Annotated in this window: 15 protein-coding genes; 8 read left to right on the top strand and 7 right to left on the bottom strand. The window is 67.4% G+C overall.

Going from position 1 to position 17392, the window contains the following annotated elements:
• Positions 1–260: 260 nt before the first annotated feature.
• Both ACTWQA_RS26005 and ACTWQA_RS26000 read left to right on the top strand, forming a co-directional pair.
• Positions 261–959, top strand: coding sequence for a sigma factor (locus ACTWQA_RS26005; protein WP_443161699.1), 699 nt, complete (start codon positions 261–263; stop codon positions 957–959).
• Between the two features lie 275 nt (positions 960–1234).
• A complete protein-coding gene (locus tag ACTWQA_RS26000) occupies positions 1235–1537 on the top strand; it encodes a hypothetical protein (protein WP_443161698.1) in 303 nt (100 codons plus the stop codon).
• Between the two features lie 511 nt (positions 1538–2048).
• Here ACTWQA_RS26000 and ACTWQA_RS25995 read toward each other — a convergent pair.
• Positions 2049–2537 carry an Ohr family peroxiredoxin gene (locus ACTWQA_RS25995; RefSeq protein ID WP_443161697.1) on the bottom strand — a complete coding sequence of 163 codons (489 nt, stop codon included), beginning with the start codon at positions 2535–2537 and terminating at the stop codon, positions 2049–2051.
• A gap of 50 nt (positions 2538–2587) precedes the next feature.
• A complete protein-coding gene (locus ACTWQA_RS25990; protein ID WP_443161696.1) occupies positions 2588–2734 on the bottom strand; it encodes a hypothetical protein in 147 nt (48 codons plus the stop codon).
• A gap of 566 nt (positions 2735–3300) precedes the next feature.
• On the opposite strand from ACTWQA_RS25990, the gene ACTWQA_RS25985 reads away from it, so the two are divergent.
• Together ACTWQA_RS25985 and ACTWQA_RS25980 are read left to right on the top strand one after the other, a co-directional pair.
• On the top strand, positions 3301–3933 hold the full coding sequence (locus ACTWQA_RS25985) for a response regulator (RefSeq protein ID WP_443161695.1): 633 nt from the start codon (positions 3301–3303) through the stop codon (positions 3931–3933).
• Between the two features lie 845 nt (positions 3934–4778).
• Positions 4779–5429, top strand: coding sequence for a hypothetical protein (locus ACTWQA_RS25980; RefSeq protein ID WP_443161694.1), 651 nt, complete (start codon positions 4779–4781; stop codon positions 5427–5429).
• A gap of 154 nt (positions 5430–5583) precedes the next feature.
• Here ACTWQA_RS25980 and ACTWQA_RS25975 read toward each other — a convergent pair whose 3' ends face one another.
• Together ACTWQA_RS25975 and ACTWQA_RS25970 are read right to left on the bottom strand one after the other, a co-directional pair.
• Positions 5584–6573, bottom strand: a complete 990-nt coding sequence (locus ACTWQA_RS25975) for an ArsR/SmtB family transcription factor (RefSeq protein ID WP_443161693.1) — start codon at positions 6571–6573, stop codon at positions 5584–5586.
• Between the two features lie 859 nt (positions 6574–7432).
• Entirely contained in the window at positions 7433–9115 is a 1683-nt protein-coding gene (locus ACTWQA_RS25970; protein ID WP_443161692.1) for a TROVE domain-containing protein, read from the bottom strand.
• A gap of 1055 nt (positions 9116–10170) precedes the next feature.
• Here ACTWQA_RS25970 and ACTWQA_RS25965 point away from each other — a divergent pair.
• Both ACTWQA_RS25965 and ACTWQA_RS25960 read left to right on the top strand, forming a co-directional pair.
• Complete coding sequence (locus tag ACTWQA_RS25965) at positions 10171–10542, top strand: YciI family protein (RefSeq protein ID WP_443161691.1); 372 nt, start codon at positions 10171–10173, stop codon at positions 10540–10542.
• A gap of 43 nt (positions 10543–10585) precedes the next feature.
• Positions 10586–11812 carry an RNA polymerase sigma factor gene (locus ACTWQA_RS25960; protein ID WP_443161766.1) on the top strand — a complete coding sequence of 409 codons (1227 nt, stop codon included), beginning with the start codon at positions 10586–10588 and terminating at the stop codon, positions 11810–11812.
• Between the two features lie 311 nt (positions 11813–12123).
• Here ACTWQA_RS25960 and ACTWQA_RS25955 read toward each other — a convergent pair whose 3' ends face one another.
• Positions 12124–12837: an RloB family protein gene (locus ACTWQA_RS25955; protein WP_443161690.1), complete on the bottom strand. Its 714-nt coding sequence runs from the start codon at positions 12835–12837 to the stop codon at positions 12124–12126.
• Complete coding sequence (locus ACTWQA_RS25950) at positions 12837–14090, bottom strand: AAA family ATPase (protein ID WP_443161689.1); 1254 nt, start codon at positions 14088–14090, stop codon at positions 12837–12839. Before ACTWQA_RS25950 ends, ACTWQA_RS25955 begins: the two co-directional genes overlap by 1 nt.
• Positions 14091–14390: 300 nt before the next feature.
• On the opposite strand from ACTWQA_RS25950, the gene ACTWQA_RS25945 reads away from it, so the two are divergent.
• Entirely contained in the window at positions 14391–15512 is a 1122-nt protein-coding gene (locus tag ACTWQA_RS25945) for a hypothetical protein (RefSeq protein WP_443161688.1), read from the top strand.
• Positions 15513–15549: 37 nt separating this feature from the next.
• On the opposite strand, the gene ACTWQA_RS25940 is transcribed toward ACTWQA_RS25945, so the two are convergent.
• The gene (locus ACTWQA_RS25940; RefSeq protein ID WP_443161687.1) at positions 15550–16488 is read right to left on the bottom strand and encodes a helix-turn-helix domain-containing protein; all 939 of its coding nucleotides are present in this window, start codon (positions 16486–16488) and stop codon (positions 15550–15552) included.
• A 102-nt stretch (positions 16489–16590) separates the two neighbouring features.
• On the opposite strand from ACTWQA_RS25940, the gene ACTWQA_RS25935 reads away from it, so the two are divergent.
• Positions 16591–17382 (top strand): phytanoyl-CoA dioxygenase family protein, encoded by a 792-nt coding sequence (locus ACTWQA_RS25935; protein WP_443161686.1) that lies wholly within the window; start codon positions 16591–16593, stop codon positions 17380–17382.
• Positions 17383–17392: the final 10 nt, after the last annotated feature.

Genomic DNA, 17392 nt, shown 5'->3' with positions numbered 1-17392 from the left:
TCCCGGCAGCGCCGTTTCCGCACCACGTGGGCGCACCCCTAGGTGGCGGCGACCGCGGATCAGGGTATCGACCACGGTCTCCCCGGGGCGCGATGGAGAGGTCCGCAAAGCGACCGTTGTCGCAGTGGCATCGCAGGATGCCGTGTGCGAACGGAGCCGAGACCGTGACCATGAACCTCTTGGAGTCGCACAGAGACGACGCCGCGCAGACCAGTCCGACAATCTCCGCACACGATGACCGATTGATCAGCGAGTTGGACGTGGCCGCTTCGGTGTTCGTCACCACACGGCCGCGGCTCTTCGCGATCGCGCTCCGCATCCTCGAAGACGTGGGCGAGGCCGAGGACGTGGTGCAGGAGGCGTGGCTCCGGTGGGAACGCGCCGACCGCTCGGTCGTCATCAGTCCGCCCGCGTTTCTTGCGCTGACCACCACCAGGCTCGCCATCAATGTCACCCAGTCCGCCCGGAGGCGTCGCGAGACGTCCGGGGGCCCATGGCTTCCCGAGACGGTGGATCACAGCGTCAGCCCTGAGACAGCCGCAGAACGACATGAGGCGGTCGATGCGGCGGTCCGGCTGCTGTTGGAGAAGCTGACGCCCACCGAATGGGCGGCATATCTCCTGCGCAAAGCCTTCGAGTACCCCTACCGGCGCATCTCCGAGGTTCTTCACCTGGGGGAAGACCAGACGCGGCAACTCGTGTGGCGCGCCCAAGAACGCATCGCCACCGGGCAACGCCAGCCGGTGAACGCCGCCGCGCATCGGCGCCTCCTGCGGACGTTCCTGGCTGCGGCGCAGGCCGGCGACGTCGCCGAATTGGAAGAGCTTCTCGCTGCTGACGTTGCCCGCTACAGGTCCGACGACTGCGACTCGAGGGTGAGATGTGCCGCGAGCTGCCAGCGTCGGACCGCTGACCGGTCACATCGTCGGCGGATTCCCCACGGAGCCCATGAGAGCTGAGCGAGCTGGGGCCCCGACGCCTCCCGTCAGTGCTGGGCTTCGGCTCGCTCTCGGATCCCCGTCCATTCACGGTGTGCATTCGAGTGATCAACCGGGTCTGCCCGCCGTTCAGCGGCATCAGGCGCCAGGCCCAGGTGCGGGTCGGTGAGCGCCACAGGAGCCAGGACGGCTGAGCGAAGCCGTCGACGACGAACGCTGTGCGCTCGGAGGAATTCGGGCCCCACGGCAGCCACTGACCGATTCGGAGATCCTGAAGCTCCGGGACGATCTCCCGGATGCTGGGGCGAGCGAAGTTGTCCAGAAGGTCGTCGGCGTACCAGCCGGCACGCCCGTACCCGACCTGGACCAGCCATGGCCACACCTGCTCCGGCGGCGCGTCGATGGTGATCGCGCGGGTGCAGCGGTACTGGGCTCGGGGCAGCAGGCCGTCGCCGGGCATCGGCGCGGTCACTTCCGCAGGGGTGGCCCCAGGTCAGGCGTCGACGTCGCAGGAACGGAGCAACGAGGAAGCGGGGCATGTCATCGAGGACATCCCGGACTTGACCGGCCAAATCGGCCAGGGTCGCGCGAGGGAGTGACCACCGGCTGCGAGCGTCGGGCGGGGAGGCCGGGCGAACAGTCACCTCGCCCGACCGGCGCTGATGCCCGCACAAAACGCAGAAGGACCAATTTTTGATGCCAGGCGATGTAGCCGTTGGGCCGATGGTCGGAACCTTCGGCCCCGGACTGGGGTCATCACCAGCGAAGATGAAAGGGCTGCATCAGAGCCGGCGGCAAGCGATGAGCGGGCCCGAGGTCCTGGCAAGCGACACGCCCCGGGCTATCGTCGGCGGAGGCCGCCGCGAAACGGCCCGAACCTGCTGCCGAGCAAGGCGCCCGTTCCGCTGTGGCGTCGTGTGGACTGACAGCCACGCGACACACTGATCAACGTCCTGTTGGTGGCGGGCCGCCCTGACCGCGGCCACCGACGACTGGACGGACGGCCGCGATTTCTGCTGGTGATCGTGGTCAACGCGGGAGCCCGCGACCCGCCTCGCAACCGGGCTCTCCCGGTCGCGTCATGACCGGGATTCCTCCTCACTGAGGCGGCTAGGAGCGGGCCAGGGTGATCCTGGCCGGGATGCCCTGGCGGGTCATCTTCGCGTACGGGCACAGCGCGGCGGCATGCGCGAGCAGCGGGGCGGCCGATGCGGGTTCGACTCCGGGCCAGGTGACGGCGAGGTCGGCGCGTAGCTCGTAGCCGCCGTCGGCGGGGTCGCGGCCGAAGGTCACGGTCGCCTCCACCGTGATCTGGCCAGGGTCGAGGAGGTGCCGCCTGGCCAGCAGGCTGAGGGCGCCGTGGAAGCAAGCGGCGTATCCGGCGGCGAAGAGTTGTTCGGGATTCGGGCCGGGGTTGTCACCGCCCAGTTCCTCAGGCATCCGCAGTTCCAGGGCGAGGGCGCCGTCGGCGGAGCGGGCCTGGCCGGTGGCCCGGCCGTGGGCGGAACTGCCGCCGCCCACGGCGACGCGTGTGACGTAGAGCGGTTTGAACACAGAGCCGTTGTAGTCGTGCTCGGTGGACAGGTTCGGGTCGTTCATCGGTACGCCTTTCAGCGGCGCACGAGGCGCCTGTGGTGAGGGCAGGCTGGTCATGGGCGGTGCCAGCGCTCCAGCGTGTCGGGGTTCAGCACGATCCACCTTGCGGTGACCTCCGCTCCGGCGACGCTCACGCCGCCGCGAACCCGATAGGCCTCCTGGACGATCAGGACGGCTGTTTCGGCGCCCGCCTCGGTCATGGCCTCCTCCGGAGCATGGAAGGGCCGACGTGGCCGCTGGCCAACGAAGTCGTCCGCACTAGGTCCTCTGTTCTCTGGGGGGCGTCGCCGGTTAAGACCAGACAGCCCGTCCTGTTGTGACGCCTTCAGGGCAACCGGCCGCTTACGACGCTTCCGGGCGGCTCACAAACGCCTCCAGGTTGCCGGGGTTGACGATCCGTGGCTCGTCCACGGGCTCTTGGCCATCTCCTGCGTCTACTTGGGCGGCTTGATGCCGGTGGGAAGTGACACTCCCCGACCAGGCGTAGGGCGGCGAGTTCCACCTCTCTCCCGTCGACCGGGAGCCGCGCACCGTCAGCTGCCAGGACGTTCTGCACCCGGTCCGAGCGCGATCCATACACCAGAACGAACAGGTAGCCACCGTCGACACGATGCGCATCGAGCGGCGTGCGGTACGTCGCGCCAGAAATGCGACCGGTGTGAATCAGCACCGGCCACCTCCCGCCCGCGCGCGAGGGTTGAACAGCCTCTTGTTCACGTGCCCCACCACCTCGGCATCGGCATCGGGATCTCCTTCTCCCGTCGTCGTGCTCGATGACGAGCCGATGGTGTGTGCACACTTGCGCACCATCCTCGGCTCGGCCGGTGACATCGAGGTGGTCGGCGAGGCGTACGACGGAGCGGCAGGGCTGGAAGAGGTCATCCGCCATCGGCCGGACCTCGTGTTGATGGATCTGCGGATGCCGGGAGCCGACGGGATCACCGCCATCGGCCGGATCGCCGAGCTGGCCAGGCCGCCGCACGTCGTCGTGCTGACCACGTTCGACGCTGACCACTACGTGCTGCGCACGCTCCACGCGGGCGCGTCGGGCTTCCTGCTTAAGTCCACCCCTCCGCAGGACCTGATCGGCCTGGTCCGTGTCGCCGCCGAGGGACGCGCCGTGATGTCGCGTACCGCCACCAAGAGCCTCCTCACCACCACCACCCGGCAACGTGCGGCCCGCGACCGCAGGCTGGCATGCCTGGACGAGCTGACCGAGCGGGAGAGGGAGGTGTTGATCTGCCTCTCCCGCGGGAACTCCAATGCGGAGATCGCCAGCGCGCTGTTCCTGAGCGAGACCACCGTCAAAGGCCACATCTCCCGCATTCTCGCCAAGACGCAGTGCACCAACCGCACACAGGCCGGTCTGCTCGCTTACGAGGCCGGCCTGGGCCGGTAGCGGGAGACCACCCACACGCCGAACCGGCCCGAAAGTTCGACGACGAGCTGCGCTTCATAATCTCATCCGCCACCGCACTGCAGGCCCGCAATGACCAGGGCATTCGGGATGAGAATGCCTCATCGATCAAGTACTTGAAAACGGCGCCTAACCCAAACCAACGAGAACTATCAATAGTCCTTGACCGGCTCGTGCCGTAAGCCTAGCGTCCTCGATAGTCGAACGGGGAGTAACTCGACCAGGGGAGGCCGCAGCATGTCCAGGCGGAAAAGATCCATAATGCTACGCACACTCACCATGCCCGGAGCATCGGCGGCCCTGGCTCTCGGAATGATCCTGGTTTCATCGTGTCCAGCCAATGCGATTGTGGTGCCGGCGACCGATCCCACTGCTCCTGAGCCCGGCTTACAGGAGTCACAGGCCAGCCGGAAGCGACTCACTCCTTCGCGCTCCCGGAATTCGGCCAGGCAGCCGGAGGGATGCTGGGTCAGATCGGAGGATCCCGAACGTGTCGCCGGCAGAACGCAGATCGCAGGAGAAGGATACAATCAATGTCTCTCGGCAGAACCGAAACAGTTCGTCAACGCGAGACTGATCCGCCATAGATTTTGGGGTTGGCAGCGCCTGAAAGATGACCCCACGGAGGTGAGAGGTCGGTCATCGGTCTTTTCCAGCGCCGTCTGGGGCTGCGCGAGCACAGGCACGTACAACTACCAGACCGAGACAGAGCACAAGATCTGGTGGAGGGACGGAACGACGGGAGGCGACAGGACGAGCAGCAATGTGATCAGGATAACGTGTTGAAAACTGATCCCGGCACCAGGAGCTCGCGGCCCTCATCGCGGATGGTGTTGGTCGCCGTATCGACTTTGGCCGTGATGTTGTGCAGCGGATCAGGAGCCCAGATCGACTTCGGACGAGATGTGAATAACCAAATTCGCACGACAAGCGTGAAGTTCCGCCTGGACGAGTTCAGCAGTGACCCAGACGGTGTAATTCGCCGGCAGCGGTCCAAGGTATTGATGGACATCGAGGCGAGAGGAGAGGAGGTCGTTGAATTAGTCGCCGCTCAGATCGACGAGAACGGCCGGCTCGCCAGCTGGACACGATGGCGATCCGGGCAGGAGCAGATGCTTCGCTGGGACGCGACATCGAGACGAATCAACAGATTGCCGCTTCCTGCCCCGCCGAATGTCACGGCCGTTTTAGCGGACACCTTCGGGCCGATGGGTGATCCGATAGAGCACGGCTATCGAAAGATCGGGGACCACTCATACGAAATCAAGGAAGGGCTCGGTGTCTTTCGTCTTAACTTTCCGGACGATCTCGACCGGCGCACTTTCGAGGCCATCGACTCCGTTGACGAGCAGGTAAAGAGCCGCATCAGCGCCATCCTCATCGGTGGCAGCCCGGTGATCACGCCGGACATCCTGGAAATGATGGCAGCGGTCCCCACCGATGCGCGTACCAAATTCCTCCGTCCTGGAGGCAGCTGAAGAACGCGGGCCCCAAATCAAAACAACGAGCTCATCGATGGAGGGAGCACCGGCACGTGTCTCTGCATCAGCTCGATTGGCAAGCGGGGCACCATCCTCCCGGCCTACGCCTGCCAGCACGTTCAGCCCTGTCGTCATGAGGAGCCCGTGATCACTAACCATTGGTGTCCAACAGCGCGCGACCGAGTTCGGTCAGGTGATGCAGTGTCCGGTTGTGGTCGCGATGGCTGGAGATCAAACCGGATTGCCGCAGGACGGTGGTGTGCTCGCTGGCCGTGGCCATGGAGATCCCCAGGTGGCGGGCCAGCGTAGTCGTGCTCGCCCCCTCGCGCGTGCCAATGACATCCAGCACCGCAGCCCGTGTCGATCCGATCAGCGCTCCGAGCGCGGCTGGCATCGTCGAGGCTCGCGACGGCAAGGCGTCCGGCCCGCGCACGACAGGGTAAATCAACACCGGCGGCAGGTCCGGATCGAACATCGTCAGTGGTCCGCTGACGCAGAAGTACGACGGGATGAGCAGTAATCCTCGGCCGTGAAGGTGAAGCTCCTGGTGACGGTGTCCGGGGATGCGAAGTTCGCCGGCTGACCAGGTCATCATCGGGCGCAGGCTGGCCAGCAGCCCTTCAACACCGCCATTGGCCAGGGCGAAGGTACGGATCCGGCGGTCTTTCCCCAGGGCGGCGTCGATGCTGCGTCGGTAGGGCATGACAGCCAGGTCGTAGCAGGTACGCATGGCCTCGGTCAGGTCGGTGAGTATGGCGGGTTCGCCGTCGGCCAGGCGCCGCGCGCTTTCGGGCAGCCGGTGCGTCGCAGCCAGGCGGCAGACGTCCCGCTTGAGCATCGGGATGGGGGTTGTGCGAAGCGCCTCAATACCGTGATCCAGACCATGTATTGCCTCGATGGGGTTGAGAAAGTCCGGGAAGTAGCCCACGTTCGGGGTCAAGGCCAGCAGCAGGCCCAGCACCTCTCCGAGCCTCGCGTGCCGTACCGCCTTGCATGACTCGTGGCGCCATGTGGTGAACAGCAGATCGCCTCGCTGTGGCCTGAGCATCTGCAGGCTCAGGACCAGCTCCCACAGCGGGTCCGGCCCGGGGGCGATCCTGGTGCGTGCGATGTCGTCGCTCGTGAAGTAGATCCTGAGCATGACCGGGCCCTCCGCAGTAGGGGGTGCCGAACTCTCTCACTATTTCGTGTGAAAGTTGCTGTTCATTAGCATTTCTTGATGAAGTTCGCCGTTCAGGCCGCCGGCATCTCTTTTGTGTCCCAGGCCAGCTTTGCAGCGCCGTCGCGCTGGAGCGTTCCCGGCCCTGACCCGCCCTGACCTGCCCTGAGCTGGGTGTTTCGGCCACAACCGAATGACATCGACAGGGGCGTGGCTCCCCGCGGACGATCCCAGAAAGCAACCGGGGGGTTCACGATCGATGAGGGGATGATAATGCGTTCGATCATTCGGCTCGTGTTAGCGGCGTGCGTCGCGTTTCCTGTCTTGGGAAGCAGCCCGGCCACCGCATCCAGCGCCGCCGACTCCTGGCACCGGGATCCAATCCCGTACACGCTTCACGCAGGCTACGTGAATGGCGTGTGGCGGAACGTCGCCCGCCTTGGCGAAGGCGAATTGTACTGGACCGACTACGGGGCGAGGGTCACGGTCTCGTTCTGGCTCAAGGACTTCGCCACAGACGGGTACTGCGCGGCAGGCTGGGTCGACGAGTTCAGCTACGAGCCTGTGCAGACGCACACGCGTTTGGAGTGCAACGGCGTGGACAAGTGGGTTTCGGTAAGCCTCCCGTCCACCGGGCAGCGCATATGTCAGATCACCGTTCGAGTGGGGCGTCAAAAGAGCAGTGGAGCTCTCCCACCCGGAAGCGCTGGACCCGGGTACACGGTAGTGGGTAGCTGGAGCAACCGCGACGGGTGCTGAACACAGATCGGGTGCGACACAATTAAAAGGCCCCGGTCATCTTCCACGCGAAGATGGCCGGGCCTTTTCGTCGTGCTCGGGGCTACGGCCGGATGAATCCGTTCACGATCAGCGGCAGCGACGCGTCCAGGCCCGCCACGTTCAGCACACCCGCGTCGGCAGCGTCGCCGATCGAGTAGCCCGCCGCCGTCATCGCCGCCACGACGACGCGGGCATCTGGGGCCACCGTGCGCCGGTAGGCGTCGAGCTCCTGCGACGGGTGAGACCGCCCGGCCCACGTCTCGTTGTCGGTCAACACCACGAAGCCGTCCACGGCCATCCGCTGGTCGCGCGCCCACCGGAACGGCAGCGACAGGTCGGTGCCGCCGCCGGACGGCCGCCAGCTCTTGATCTCCCGGAGGTTGGTCCGCGGCGTCACCTTCGAAGCGTGGACACTGGTGTCCACGTCGATGACATGCACGTTCCCCTTCTCGATGCGGGCGAGCATGACGGCCAGAGCGCAGCCGACCTCGTACGGCGAACCGATCGACGAACCGCCGACCACGACGCCGCGACTGCCGAGCCAGTTACCCGACATCGACCCGGACGAGTCCACCGCGACCAGCAGTCGCCGGCCCGAAGGCTCGACGCTGCCGAACGACAGCTCGTACGTCTCCTCCAACGCGTCGAGGATCGCCGGGACCGGCGTCCACGTCTGCACGTCGGCGCGCGGGTTCGGCTGGGACCGGCCCGAGCCGTAGACGCGCATCGCGAGGAAGGCGTCCATCGGGTGAATGCGCGCCCGAAGGAGCGCCCCCTGGTCGGTGAGCCGGGCGACCGTGCGCCGGGTCGCGTCGTTCATCGGACGCAGGGTGCCGATGCGGGTCATGCGGGAAAGGTTGCGGATGAGCGCGGTCAGGCCGACCGTGTCGATCAGCGCCTCCCACACGCTTGACTCGCGCAGCATGGCGTCGGGCAGGAACTCCCACGGCACCTTCCGCTCGGTCACGACGCGGATCGCGTCGTGCGGCGTGGTGACGGCCTTGGCGACCAGGAACCGGTCCACCGACTCCAGCACGTCACGCGCTTCGGCATCGGAGACGTTCCCGGCGATCCAGCCGAACAGCCGCGCCCGCTCCGGGCTGTCCGCCTTCGGGTGCGCGATGCGCAGCACGTCGCGCAGGTCGAAAGCCTCGCCCTGCGGGGTCTTCCGCTGGCGGGCCTTGCACACCTTGAACGCGACGGTGTCCGCGCGGTCCGACAGGAACCAGGAGGCGAGGGCGGTACGCAGCGACCGGCCGACGACCGGCGCGGTGCCGCGAGCGGTCGGCTTGCCGCCCAGGTTCTTGTAGTAGCCGAAGAACTGAGCGAGGTGGTCGGTGGTGCGCGCCACGTCCGGCAGCGCCGACTTGGCCGCCTGGCGGGTGGCCGCGTCGCCCTTGGCGTAAGCGGCGGCCAGCGCGAACAGCGCCGGGCGCTGCTTCGGGGCGCGCGGCGGGCGCGCGGTCGAGATCTCCGTCAGCAGTTCGACGACGCGCGGGCCGTCCTCGGCGATCGCCTCGAACAACACGCCGGCGTTCTCGGCCGTCAGCTGATCCTGCGACACGTAGTAGGTGCCGCCCGTGGTGCCGAGGATCAGGAAGTCCTCCAGCTTGCGCCACGGATCCTTGGCGAACACGTAGCCGCCCGCCGCGTTCTTCACCTGGTCGGTGCGTCCGGGCAGAGGCTGGGTCTGCGGGATGGTGAATGCGGAAACGCTTGCGAGAGGGTCACGGTTGCGGGCCATGAAGGATCTCCAAGGTGTTCGACCCGCCAGGCGGCGGATGTGGGGGAGGACTTCGACCCTCCTCCCATGATCGTCAGCCTTGCCGGTGGCGCGGATGTGGGGCTCCTGCCGAGTGCCCAGCCGACCTGGGCATGCTGGCCCATGAGTGGGCCAGAAAGGAGTCGAACCTTTACCCGTTGTGGTAACCGACAGAATTCGACCCGTGCTCTCGACAGGGCTGACGAGTGGATCGGTGTGGTTCGGAGAAGACACGGATGTGGGATGTTCACCGGCGTTTGGTGCTCTGGCCAGCTGAGCTACCGGAGCGTTAGCCCCGGGCAGGACTCGAACCTGCGACCGCCCCATTAGAAGTGGTAACCGACGAACTTCGACCCGTGCCCTCACCGAGCCGCACCGAAGACCGTCGAGCCGGGAGCGGATGCGGATATGAGAGGCGGCACCGGATGCGATCTTTTTTCGAGAAAGAGATAACCGATGCCATTCGACCCGTACCCGCTCCGAGCCCGACGGGATAGTGAATTTCGGAGGGGCTTAACTGATCGAAACCGTAGCATGGGAGGTCGATGGGAGCGCAAGTTCTTTTGCTTGCGTGGTCACGCGGTAAGGCGTAAATACGCAGGTCGCATCGTTGGTGATTAGTCTAGAGAAAGATATCGGCGGACGCGGTATCCGTAGATGAGGTGGCATGACGCTGGTGGCACGGCATCCTGATCATCGCGACGGGCACGCGGCCCAGACGGTGAGCGGGAACGCGTCGGGGCCGCCGAGATCGGTAGATACGCATTCAGGCTGTGTACTGAGCGCGTCCCGAATGCTTTTCCCCAGATCCGTGTGAGCGTCGCCGCCTTCCAAAGATGCGACGATAAGCTCTCTGATCAGCGGGGCGTCCGCGTCAGCCATCGCTCAGGGGCCGCTCTGACGGGCGAAACGCGGGTCGCAGGGATCGGCAGCGTTGCGGCGAGAGATTTCTCCGGGGTCGTGTCGATCCGCGGGCCGCTCGTTCGACCTGTGGGTACGAGGGCCGAGAGGCGGCCCCGCCGGACGAGGAGAACGCGATGTCGAAATACCTGCTGATCATGCGGGGCACCGACGAGTCGAACGCGGCCATGATGGCCAACATCGACGAGATGATGGCCACGACCCGCCAGTTCATCGAGGAGATGGTCAAGGCCGGCGTTCTCCTCGCGGCGGAAGGGCTGGACGATCCGCGCAAGGGCGTCGTGGTCGACTTCAGCGGCGAGGCCCCGGTGGTCACGGACGGGCCGTACGGCGAGACCAAGGAACTGTTCGGGGGCTTCTTCCTGCTCGACGTCGCCTCGAAGCAGGAGGCGGTCGAGTGGGCCAAGCGGGTCCCGGCGGCCCCCGGGTCCAAGATCGAGGTTCGGCGGGTGCCCGGGAGCGACGAGGTCCCGCAGGTCGACGCGTGATCACCAAGGACTGGGCCGGGTGCGAGAGCAACGGCCGGATCTGATGGGTACGGCCGATGTCGAGGCCGTCTGGCGGATCGAGTCGGCGCGGATCGTCGCCGCGCTGACCCGGTTCACCGGCGATTTCGGGCTGGCCGAGGACGCGGCCCAGGAGGCGGTGGCCGAGGCGCTGGTGTCGTGGCCGCTCGCCTCTCCGGCCAGTCCGGCCGGCTGGCTGATGGCCACGGCCCGGCGGCGGGCGATCGACGCGATCCGCCGCCGGGCCGCCCTCCAGGACCGATACGCCCTGCTGGCGGCCGACTTGGCGGTCGACCCGGCGGTTGACGAAGAAATCGATCCCGACAAGATCGATGACGACGTACTGGCGCTGATGTTCGTCAGCTGCCACCCGGTGCTCTCCCCCGAGGCCCGGGTGGCGCTGACCCTGCGCGTGGTCGGCGGCCTGTCCAGCGAGGAGATCGCCCGCGCGTTCCTCGTACCCGTGCCGACCGTGCAGGCCCGCATCACACGGGCCAAGAAGACGATCGCGGCGGCCCGGGTGCCGTTCGAGCTGCCGCCGGCCGCCGAGCGCCGGGAGCGGCTGGGCGGCGTGCTCAGCGTCCTCTACGTGATCTTCACCGAGGGGTCGACGGCCACGTCGGGCGACCGGCTGCTGCGCCCCGACGTCGCGTACGAGGCGATCCGGCTGGCCCGCACGCTGGCCGCGCTGCTGCCGGACGAGCCGGAGGTGCACGGTCTGCTGGCGTTGTGCGAGCTGACGGCCGCGCGTTTCCCTGCCCGGACCGGCCCCGACGGTTCGCCGGTCCTGCTCGACGAGCAGGACCGGCGGCTGTGGGACTTCTCGGCGATCCGCCGTGGGCTGGCCGCGCTGGCCAAGGCCTCGACTCGCGGCCTCGGCCCCTACGGCCTGCAGGCCGCGATCGCCGCCACCCACGCATCGGCACCCTCGGTCGAGGCGACCGACTGGGACCGGATCGTGGTGCTCTACGAGGCACTCGGCCGGGTCGCACCCTCGCCGGTGGTCGAGCTCAACCGGGCCGTCGCCGTTGCCATGGCCTCGGGCCCGGCGCAAGCCCTGGCCATCGTGGACGAGCTGATCGCCTTGGACCGGCTCCCCGGTTCGCATTTGGTTCCGACCGTACGCGGTGAGCTGCTGGCCCGGCTCGGCCGGCGACCGGAGGCGCGCGCCGAGCTGGAGCTGGCGGCCCGGCTGTGCGCCAACCAGCGCGAACGCTCAGTGCTGCTGCGCAAGGCGGCCGCGCTGGGCTGACTTCTCCAGCTCGGCCAGCCGGGACTCAAGCGCGGCCCGGATGCCGTCGATCGCATCGGCCCCGACGGCCGAATCCCCGAATGCGGACGGCGGGAGCGCGGCGAACCCGGGGAGAAACTTGCCCTCCGTCGGCGCGTAGACCTCGTCCGGGACCGTGGCCCAGGTGCTTTGTCAGGCCAGGGTGGCAGCAACGGTTCGATCAGATCCCATAGATCGTCGACGACCCACGCCTCACTCGTGCTCCATGCCGAGCGGCGGCTGACACCAAATCCGTTGGGGCCGAGATCGTATGTTCTCGATCTCCTGTTGTATCAGGAGACGATCCCGAGGACCTCGAGGATGCGGTAGACGTCGGTCGAGGGATCGCGTAGGAGGATGTCGCAGTTGGGAACGTGGCCAGAAGCACCGGGTTCTGGTGCGGGAGCGCAGCGTCCGCTTGGGCAGTCGGCCACGAGGTGCTGGGCCAGCTTGACGGCTGTCGCCTGCCGACCATCCTTGATCAGCTCCTCGAAATGATGGGGCTCGACGAGCTTGACGAAGTCCGAGAATTCCTTGATCCTTCGAAGCTTCGCCGGGATCACCGTACGGTCCCCGCCGAGTCGGCCAGGTGGGCCTGATGCGAGGTGGAGCCAGAGCCAGAGCTCGAAGTGCGGGTGGGAGAAGGCGACGTTGATCCCGTTCTGGCGGGCAAGGCGAAACGCCTCGTAGATGTCCTCGTTCTCGTCACGGTCGAAGACCGCCCAGAACACCGTGTTCTTGATCCCTTTCGTGGAATTCTTGAGCCGTATCGCCTCTCGTACCGCTGGGACGGGCTTGTAGCCGTTGAACTGCTGCCCCTCGGTGACCCTGCGTGGGGTGAGCTGGATCTGGAAGTTGTGCTCCGCTCCATAACGGTGGTTGAGATGGTGGAAGTAGCTCCGCTCGGTCTGACCTTCGCAGACTATGAACAGGACTTTGTTCTTTCTGCGGCTGCCCGCACCTGGACGCGGAGGCGTGGCTCCACCGGGTGCCCCGCGCTTGGCCATTAGGCGTGCACCTCCGTTGACGGCTCCGCGAGTGGGCCGGCGAGCGTCTCTGCGATCTCGCCGACGGTCAGCCTGGGCACGCCGCCGTACGCGCCGGCCAGGTAGTTGCGGTCGAGGGCCTCGGTCTTACGAGGACGGGCGTCGGTCAGCGGGTAGATCTCGGAGACGCCGTCCCGGTTCTTGACGGTGATGCGGACCTGGTCCCGTTCCAACGGCTGGAAGAGGTGCGTACGACCCAGCAGGGTCGCGTCGTGGACCGTGCACACCAGTTGCGCGTTGTTGGGGTTGGCCGCCGGGTCTTGGAAGAGCCGGAGGACTTCGGCGGCGAAGAGGGGGTGCAGGCTGGTGTCGAGTTCGTCGACGAGGAGAGCCGCCCCGTGGTCCAGGGTGGTGAGGAGGGGGCCGAGGAAGGCGAACCAGGATCGGGTGCCCATGGATTCCTGCCGGTCATAGCTCAGCGCGACAGGGCCGTGGGGCCCTTGGTGTACGAGCCGGAGCTCGCCGGTCAGGCTGTCGATCTCGGTCCCCACGACGCCGAGGTCGGCGACTTTGAGAAGCCCGATGATGCGATCCCGCTGCTGCGGGTCGTCGAGCATCTTGCGCGTGAAGCTTTGGCGGTCTTCGAAGTCGCGTCCTGGGCTGATCCACCAGAGGTTGTGCCGGAACCAGTCGTGGATCGGCTTGAGATGGGGCTGGTTGAAGGCTGCGGCGACGGTCAGGAACAGCGCGTTGGGACGGGTCTGGGAGACAAGGCTTTCCTTGGGTCCCTTGAGCCCTTCACCGGGAAAGGAGAAGGGCTCGGCGGTGTCGGCGTCGCGTTCGAACCAGACCTGCCGACGGGCCTGACCGCCTGGATATGCATGCAGCCATTCGGTCTCGACCTGCTCGTCGGAGACCTCGAAGCCATAGACGTACCGGTCCCCGCCGAGAACAATGTCGACCTCGAAAAGGGAAGTGTCCGTGCGGGCGGTCGGGTCCAGTTCGTACGGCTCGCGGGGGATGCCGTCAAGAGCGGACCACCCGTGGACGGAGTTGAGGACGGCCTGCCGCATCCAGCGGATGGCATGCAGGACGTTCGACTTGCCGGACGCGTTCGAGCCGTAGATCGCGGTCGCCGGCAGGTAGGTCAAGTCGGGATCTTCGGCGAGACCGGCGGGGCGCCTTGCCCCTTGGTTGAACTTGCTCGCCGCCAGCCAGACCTCGAACTCGTCGCGAAACGATCTATGGTTCGCCCCTCTGAATCTAAGCAGCATCACATGTCCTCTAATCCATATCTCACATCCATTCTAGATTGATGTGTGCAGATTATCTACGCAACACTTGTCGAGAAACGCTGAGGAGTCAGTTGAGCGGGAGGGATCGCGCGACGTACCGGCCGCCGAGTACCTTAAGAGGTGGCGACCGTCCGCGCCCAACCTCCGGCGACCCGCCCCAGCCGGGTCACCCGACGGAGGCAAAGGGAGACCCATCTCTCGGCCGGGGCGTCATTCGTCGATCGTGCGCCCGCCGCAGCGATCGCTGGGGGATCCGCGGACGGGACGCGGGAGACGATCATGACCAAGCAGGCCGGTTTCAAGCGGCGCGTGCGCGCCCGGATGGCCAAGACCGGCGAATCGTACGCGACCGCCCGCAGTAAGCTCCTCGCTGAGCACCCGGGCACGACGCCGGACGACTCCCCGCTCGACTGGATGCCCGACGCGCTCCACATCAGCAACGGCGACTGCACCGATGTGCCGGGCACCGGGCTCGCACGGCGCGTGGTCTACTGGCGCGACATCCTGCACGAGGGACCGGTGCCCGAGGTCGCGCCGGCCGAGTTGCGCCGGATCAGGGTCGACTACCTCACCGGCTACGAGAGCGCCGAACCCGCCGAGGCGACGCGCCAGTTCACTGAGCGGGACCAGGCACTGGAGGCCAACCGCGGCGGGGAATACGTGCTGTGGTTCGAGGCGGACCTGTACGACCAGCTGCAGATCGCTGAGATCCTCGCCCGCCTGGCCGATCTGGGCGTTGCCGCCGAGCGCATCACCTTGATCTGCATAGGCGAACACGCGGGCATCGCCCGCTTCGGCGGCCTCGGGGAGCTGACCGCCGAGCAGTTGCGGGAGCTGCCGCACACGAACGCGTGCGCGCGGCTGACCCCGGCGGCGCTCGAGCTGGCCACCCGCGCGTGGGCGGCCTTCCGCGCGCCCACCCCCGAGGGTCTGGGCGCCATCGCCGCCGCGCGGCTGGGCGAGCTGCGGTTCCTTGGCGAGGCGTTCGACCGGCTCAGCCGGGAGTATCCGGCGACGCGGGACGGCCTGTCGCTGACCGAGCGGCGGGTGCTGGCCGCCGTCGCCGATGGCGCACCCGACGCCGGGACGGCCTTCGTGCGGGCCGGGGCACGGGAGACGCGGCCGTACATGGGGGACAGCACGTGCTTCGGCCGAATGAAACGGATGGCGGAGGGGCCGCACCCGCTGCTCCGCCTCAACCCACCCGGCCGCCCCGTCGAGGGGACGACGGGCGTGCGCCTGACCGACACCGGGGCACGGGTGCTGGCCGGCGAGGCCGACCAGATCGCCCTCAACGGCATCGACCGATGGATCGGCGGCGTGCATCTGCAGGGCCACCACGTGCCGTGGCGCTGGGACGACGGCACCGAAACCATTGTCCACCTCGCCGTGAACAACTGATCGAAGAGTGCTGCCGTCGCCAGATCGTGGACGCCACCTACGTGGGCGACGGCGGCAAGTGGCGCGACCTGCGCCGCTCGTCCGTCGACTCGGCCGGGGTGCTGAGCTGCGTATGGGCGGCTGATCGGCTACGTCGCCGGTACTCGGTGGGTGTCAGTCCGACCAGTGTCCGGAAGCGGCGGGCGAAGTAGGTCGGGTCGTCCCAGCCGACGGCGGCGCCGACCCGGGCAGCCGGCAGGGTCGAGTGTGCCAGTAACGTGGCGGCGCGCTCGGCCCGCAGCCGGGCCAGGAAGCCCAGCGGCGTCAGCCCGACGTAGCGTCCGAACAGCCGTCCGAGGTAGGCGGGGTCGAGGTTGACCGCCCGGGCGAGATCATCCAGCCGCCACGGATCCGCAGGGGCTGCCTCGAGCCGAGCGATGGTGGCGGCGACAGCGGGGTGGATGGCGGACTCGGGCGTCTCCCGTTCGGGGTCACGGCCGTCAGCCAGGATGCCGAGCACGGTGATCAGCCGGCCCAGCACGCGGCCCGGCCGGCCCTGGTCGGCTCCGAGGTCCCGTTCGAGCAGGCTGATCTCCGTGATGGCCTCCTCTGCGGCGGCCGGATCGACGGTCGTGACCGCCACGCCGTGTGTGCCGGATGCCACCGGGTCGGTCCACAGCGTCCGGCGCAGCATCGGGATGTCGTACAGTGCCGCCAGTTCGGCTCGCAGGGCATGGGCGGACAGGCAGCAGTTGGCGACGGTCAGGTCAGTGCAGTCCAGGAATCCGTGCCAGGCGCCGGGGCGGAGCACGATGACCTGCCCGCGCCGCAGCGGGTGCTCGCCCTGGCTGGTCACGTGCCGGCCGTCACCGCTTCCGATCACGGCGATCTCGAGGAAGTCGTGCGCGTGCGGCTCGAGGTCGAGATCCACGTGGTGGACACCTGCCAAGACCGGGCTCCCGGCGAACAGCGCGTGTTCGTGCAGCGTGGCAGGCATGTCGGGATCGTACGACTGTTCGCCGGGATCGGCCTAGCCCTTGACGGTGCGTCTCGTCGACGCTGGTTGGTATCTCAGCCGCGAGAACCTTGGAGGTCAGCGATGACGATGACGACGGCCGGGCAGTCCGGCAGCGACGTGGGCGCCGACGGCCGGGTGCCGGAGGAGCTTGTGGCGGCGTACCGCGAATACGGTTTCGTCCGAGTGCGGGACGTTCTCCAGCCGGGTCAGGTCGAGCGCTTTCGGGCCGCCGCCGAGGCGTTCCTGGAGGCCCATCGCGCGGAGAGTCTGGAGAAGCACGGCGTCTTCAGCCAGCTGGTCAACGTCTGGCAACGCGACCGGACGCTGCGGGAGCTCACGTTCGACCCGCGGCTGGGGCGGATCGCCGAGCAGCTCGCCGGGTTCCCGCTGCGGCTCTGGCACGACCAGATGCTGGTCAAGGAGCCGCACAACAACGCCGCCACGGAGTTCCACCAGGATCGTCCGTACTGGCCGCATGCGGGCGACCGGCTGCCGCTGTCGGCGTGGATCGCGCTGGTCGACGTGCCGCCGGAGCGAGGCTGCATGACCTTCCTGCCCGGGACCCAGGATCGGACCGGCCTGCGTCCGCAGGACCTCCACCACGAGGAAGACCTGTTCGCGATGGACCCGTCCCTGCGCTGGATCCCTCGGGTCACCGTGCCGCTCCGGGCCGGCGACTGCACCTTCCACAGCGGCTACACCGGCCACATGGCGCTGCCCAACCGCACCGGCCAGGCCCGGTTCGCGCACGTCACCATCTACATGGACGAGGCGACCACCTACAGCGGGAGCGAACACATCGTGACCGACCCTCTCGGACTCGCCGTGGGCGACCGGTTGGACGGCGACACCTTCCCCCGCCCCTGGGCATAGCGGTGTTTTC

This window comes from Nonomuraea sp. 10N515B (assembly GCF_052245915.1).
In the GTDB taxonomy this organism is placed as follows: Bacteria; Actinomycetota; Actinomycetes; order Streptosporangiales; family Streptosporangiaceae; genus Nonomuraea.
This window is presented reverse-complemented; position numbering and strand designations above follow the sequence as displayed.

Excerpts from the sequence above, each read along its gene's own strand:
- ACTWQA_RS26000 (WP_443161698.1), top strand. The coding sequence starts at position 1,235 with ATGCTGGGGCGAGCGAAGTTGTCCAGAAGGTCGTCGGCGTACCAGCCG.
- ACTWQA_RS25995 (WP_443161697.1), bottom strand. The coding sequence starts at position 2,537 with ATGAACGACCCGAACCTGTCCACCGAGCACGACTACAACGGCTCTGTG.
- ACTWQA_RS25990 (WP_443161696.1), bottom strand. The coding sequence starts at position 2,734 with ATGACCGAGGCGGGCGCCGAAACAGCCGTCCTGATCGTCCAGGAGGCC.
- ACTWQA_RS25980 (WP_443161694.1), top strand. The coding sequence starts at position 4,779 with ATGGTGTTGGTCGCCGTATCGACTTTGGCCGTGATGTTGTGCAGCGGA.
- ACTWQA_RS25975 (WP_443161693.1), bottom strand. The coding sequence starts at position 6,573 with ATGCTCAGGATCTACTTCACGAGCGACGACATCGCACGCACCAGGATC.
- ACTWQA_RS25970 (WP_443161692.1), bottom strand. The coding sequence starts at position 9,115 with ATGGCCCGCAACCGTGACCCTCTCGCAAGCGTTTCCGCATTCACCATC.
- ACTWQA_RS25965 (WP_443161691.1), top strand. The coding sequence starts at position 10,171 with ATGTCGAAATACCTGCTGATCATGCGGGGCACCGACGAGTCGAACGCG.
- ACTWQA_RS25960 (WP_443161766.1), top strand. The coding sequence starts at position 10,586 with ATGGGTACGGCCGATGTCGAGGCCGTCTGGCGGATCGAGTCGGCGCGG.
- ACTWQA_RS25955 (WP_443161690.1), bottom strand. The coding sequence starts at position 12,837 with ATGGCCAAGCGCGGGGCACCCGGTGGAGCCACGCCTCCGCGTCCAGGT.
- ACTWQA_RS25950 (WP_443161689.1), bottom strand. The coding sequence starts at position 14,090 with ATGCTGCTTAGATTCAGAGGGGCGAACCATAGATCGTTTCGCGACGAG.
- ACTWQA_RS25945 (WP_443161688.1), top strand. The coding sequence starts at position 14,391 with ATGACCAAGCAGGCCGGTTTCAAGCGGCGCGTGCGCGCCCGGATGGCC.
- ACTWQA_RS25940 (WP_443161687.1), bottom strand. The coding sequence starts at position 16,488 with ATGCCTGCCACGCTGCACGAACACGCGCTGTTCGCCGGGAGCCCGGTC.
- ACTWQA_RS25935 (WP_443161686.1), top strand. The coding sequence starts at position 16,591 with ATGACGATGACGACGGCCGGGCAGTCCGGCAGCGACGTGGGCGCCGAC.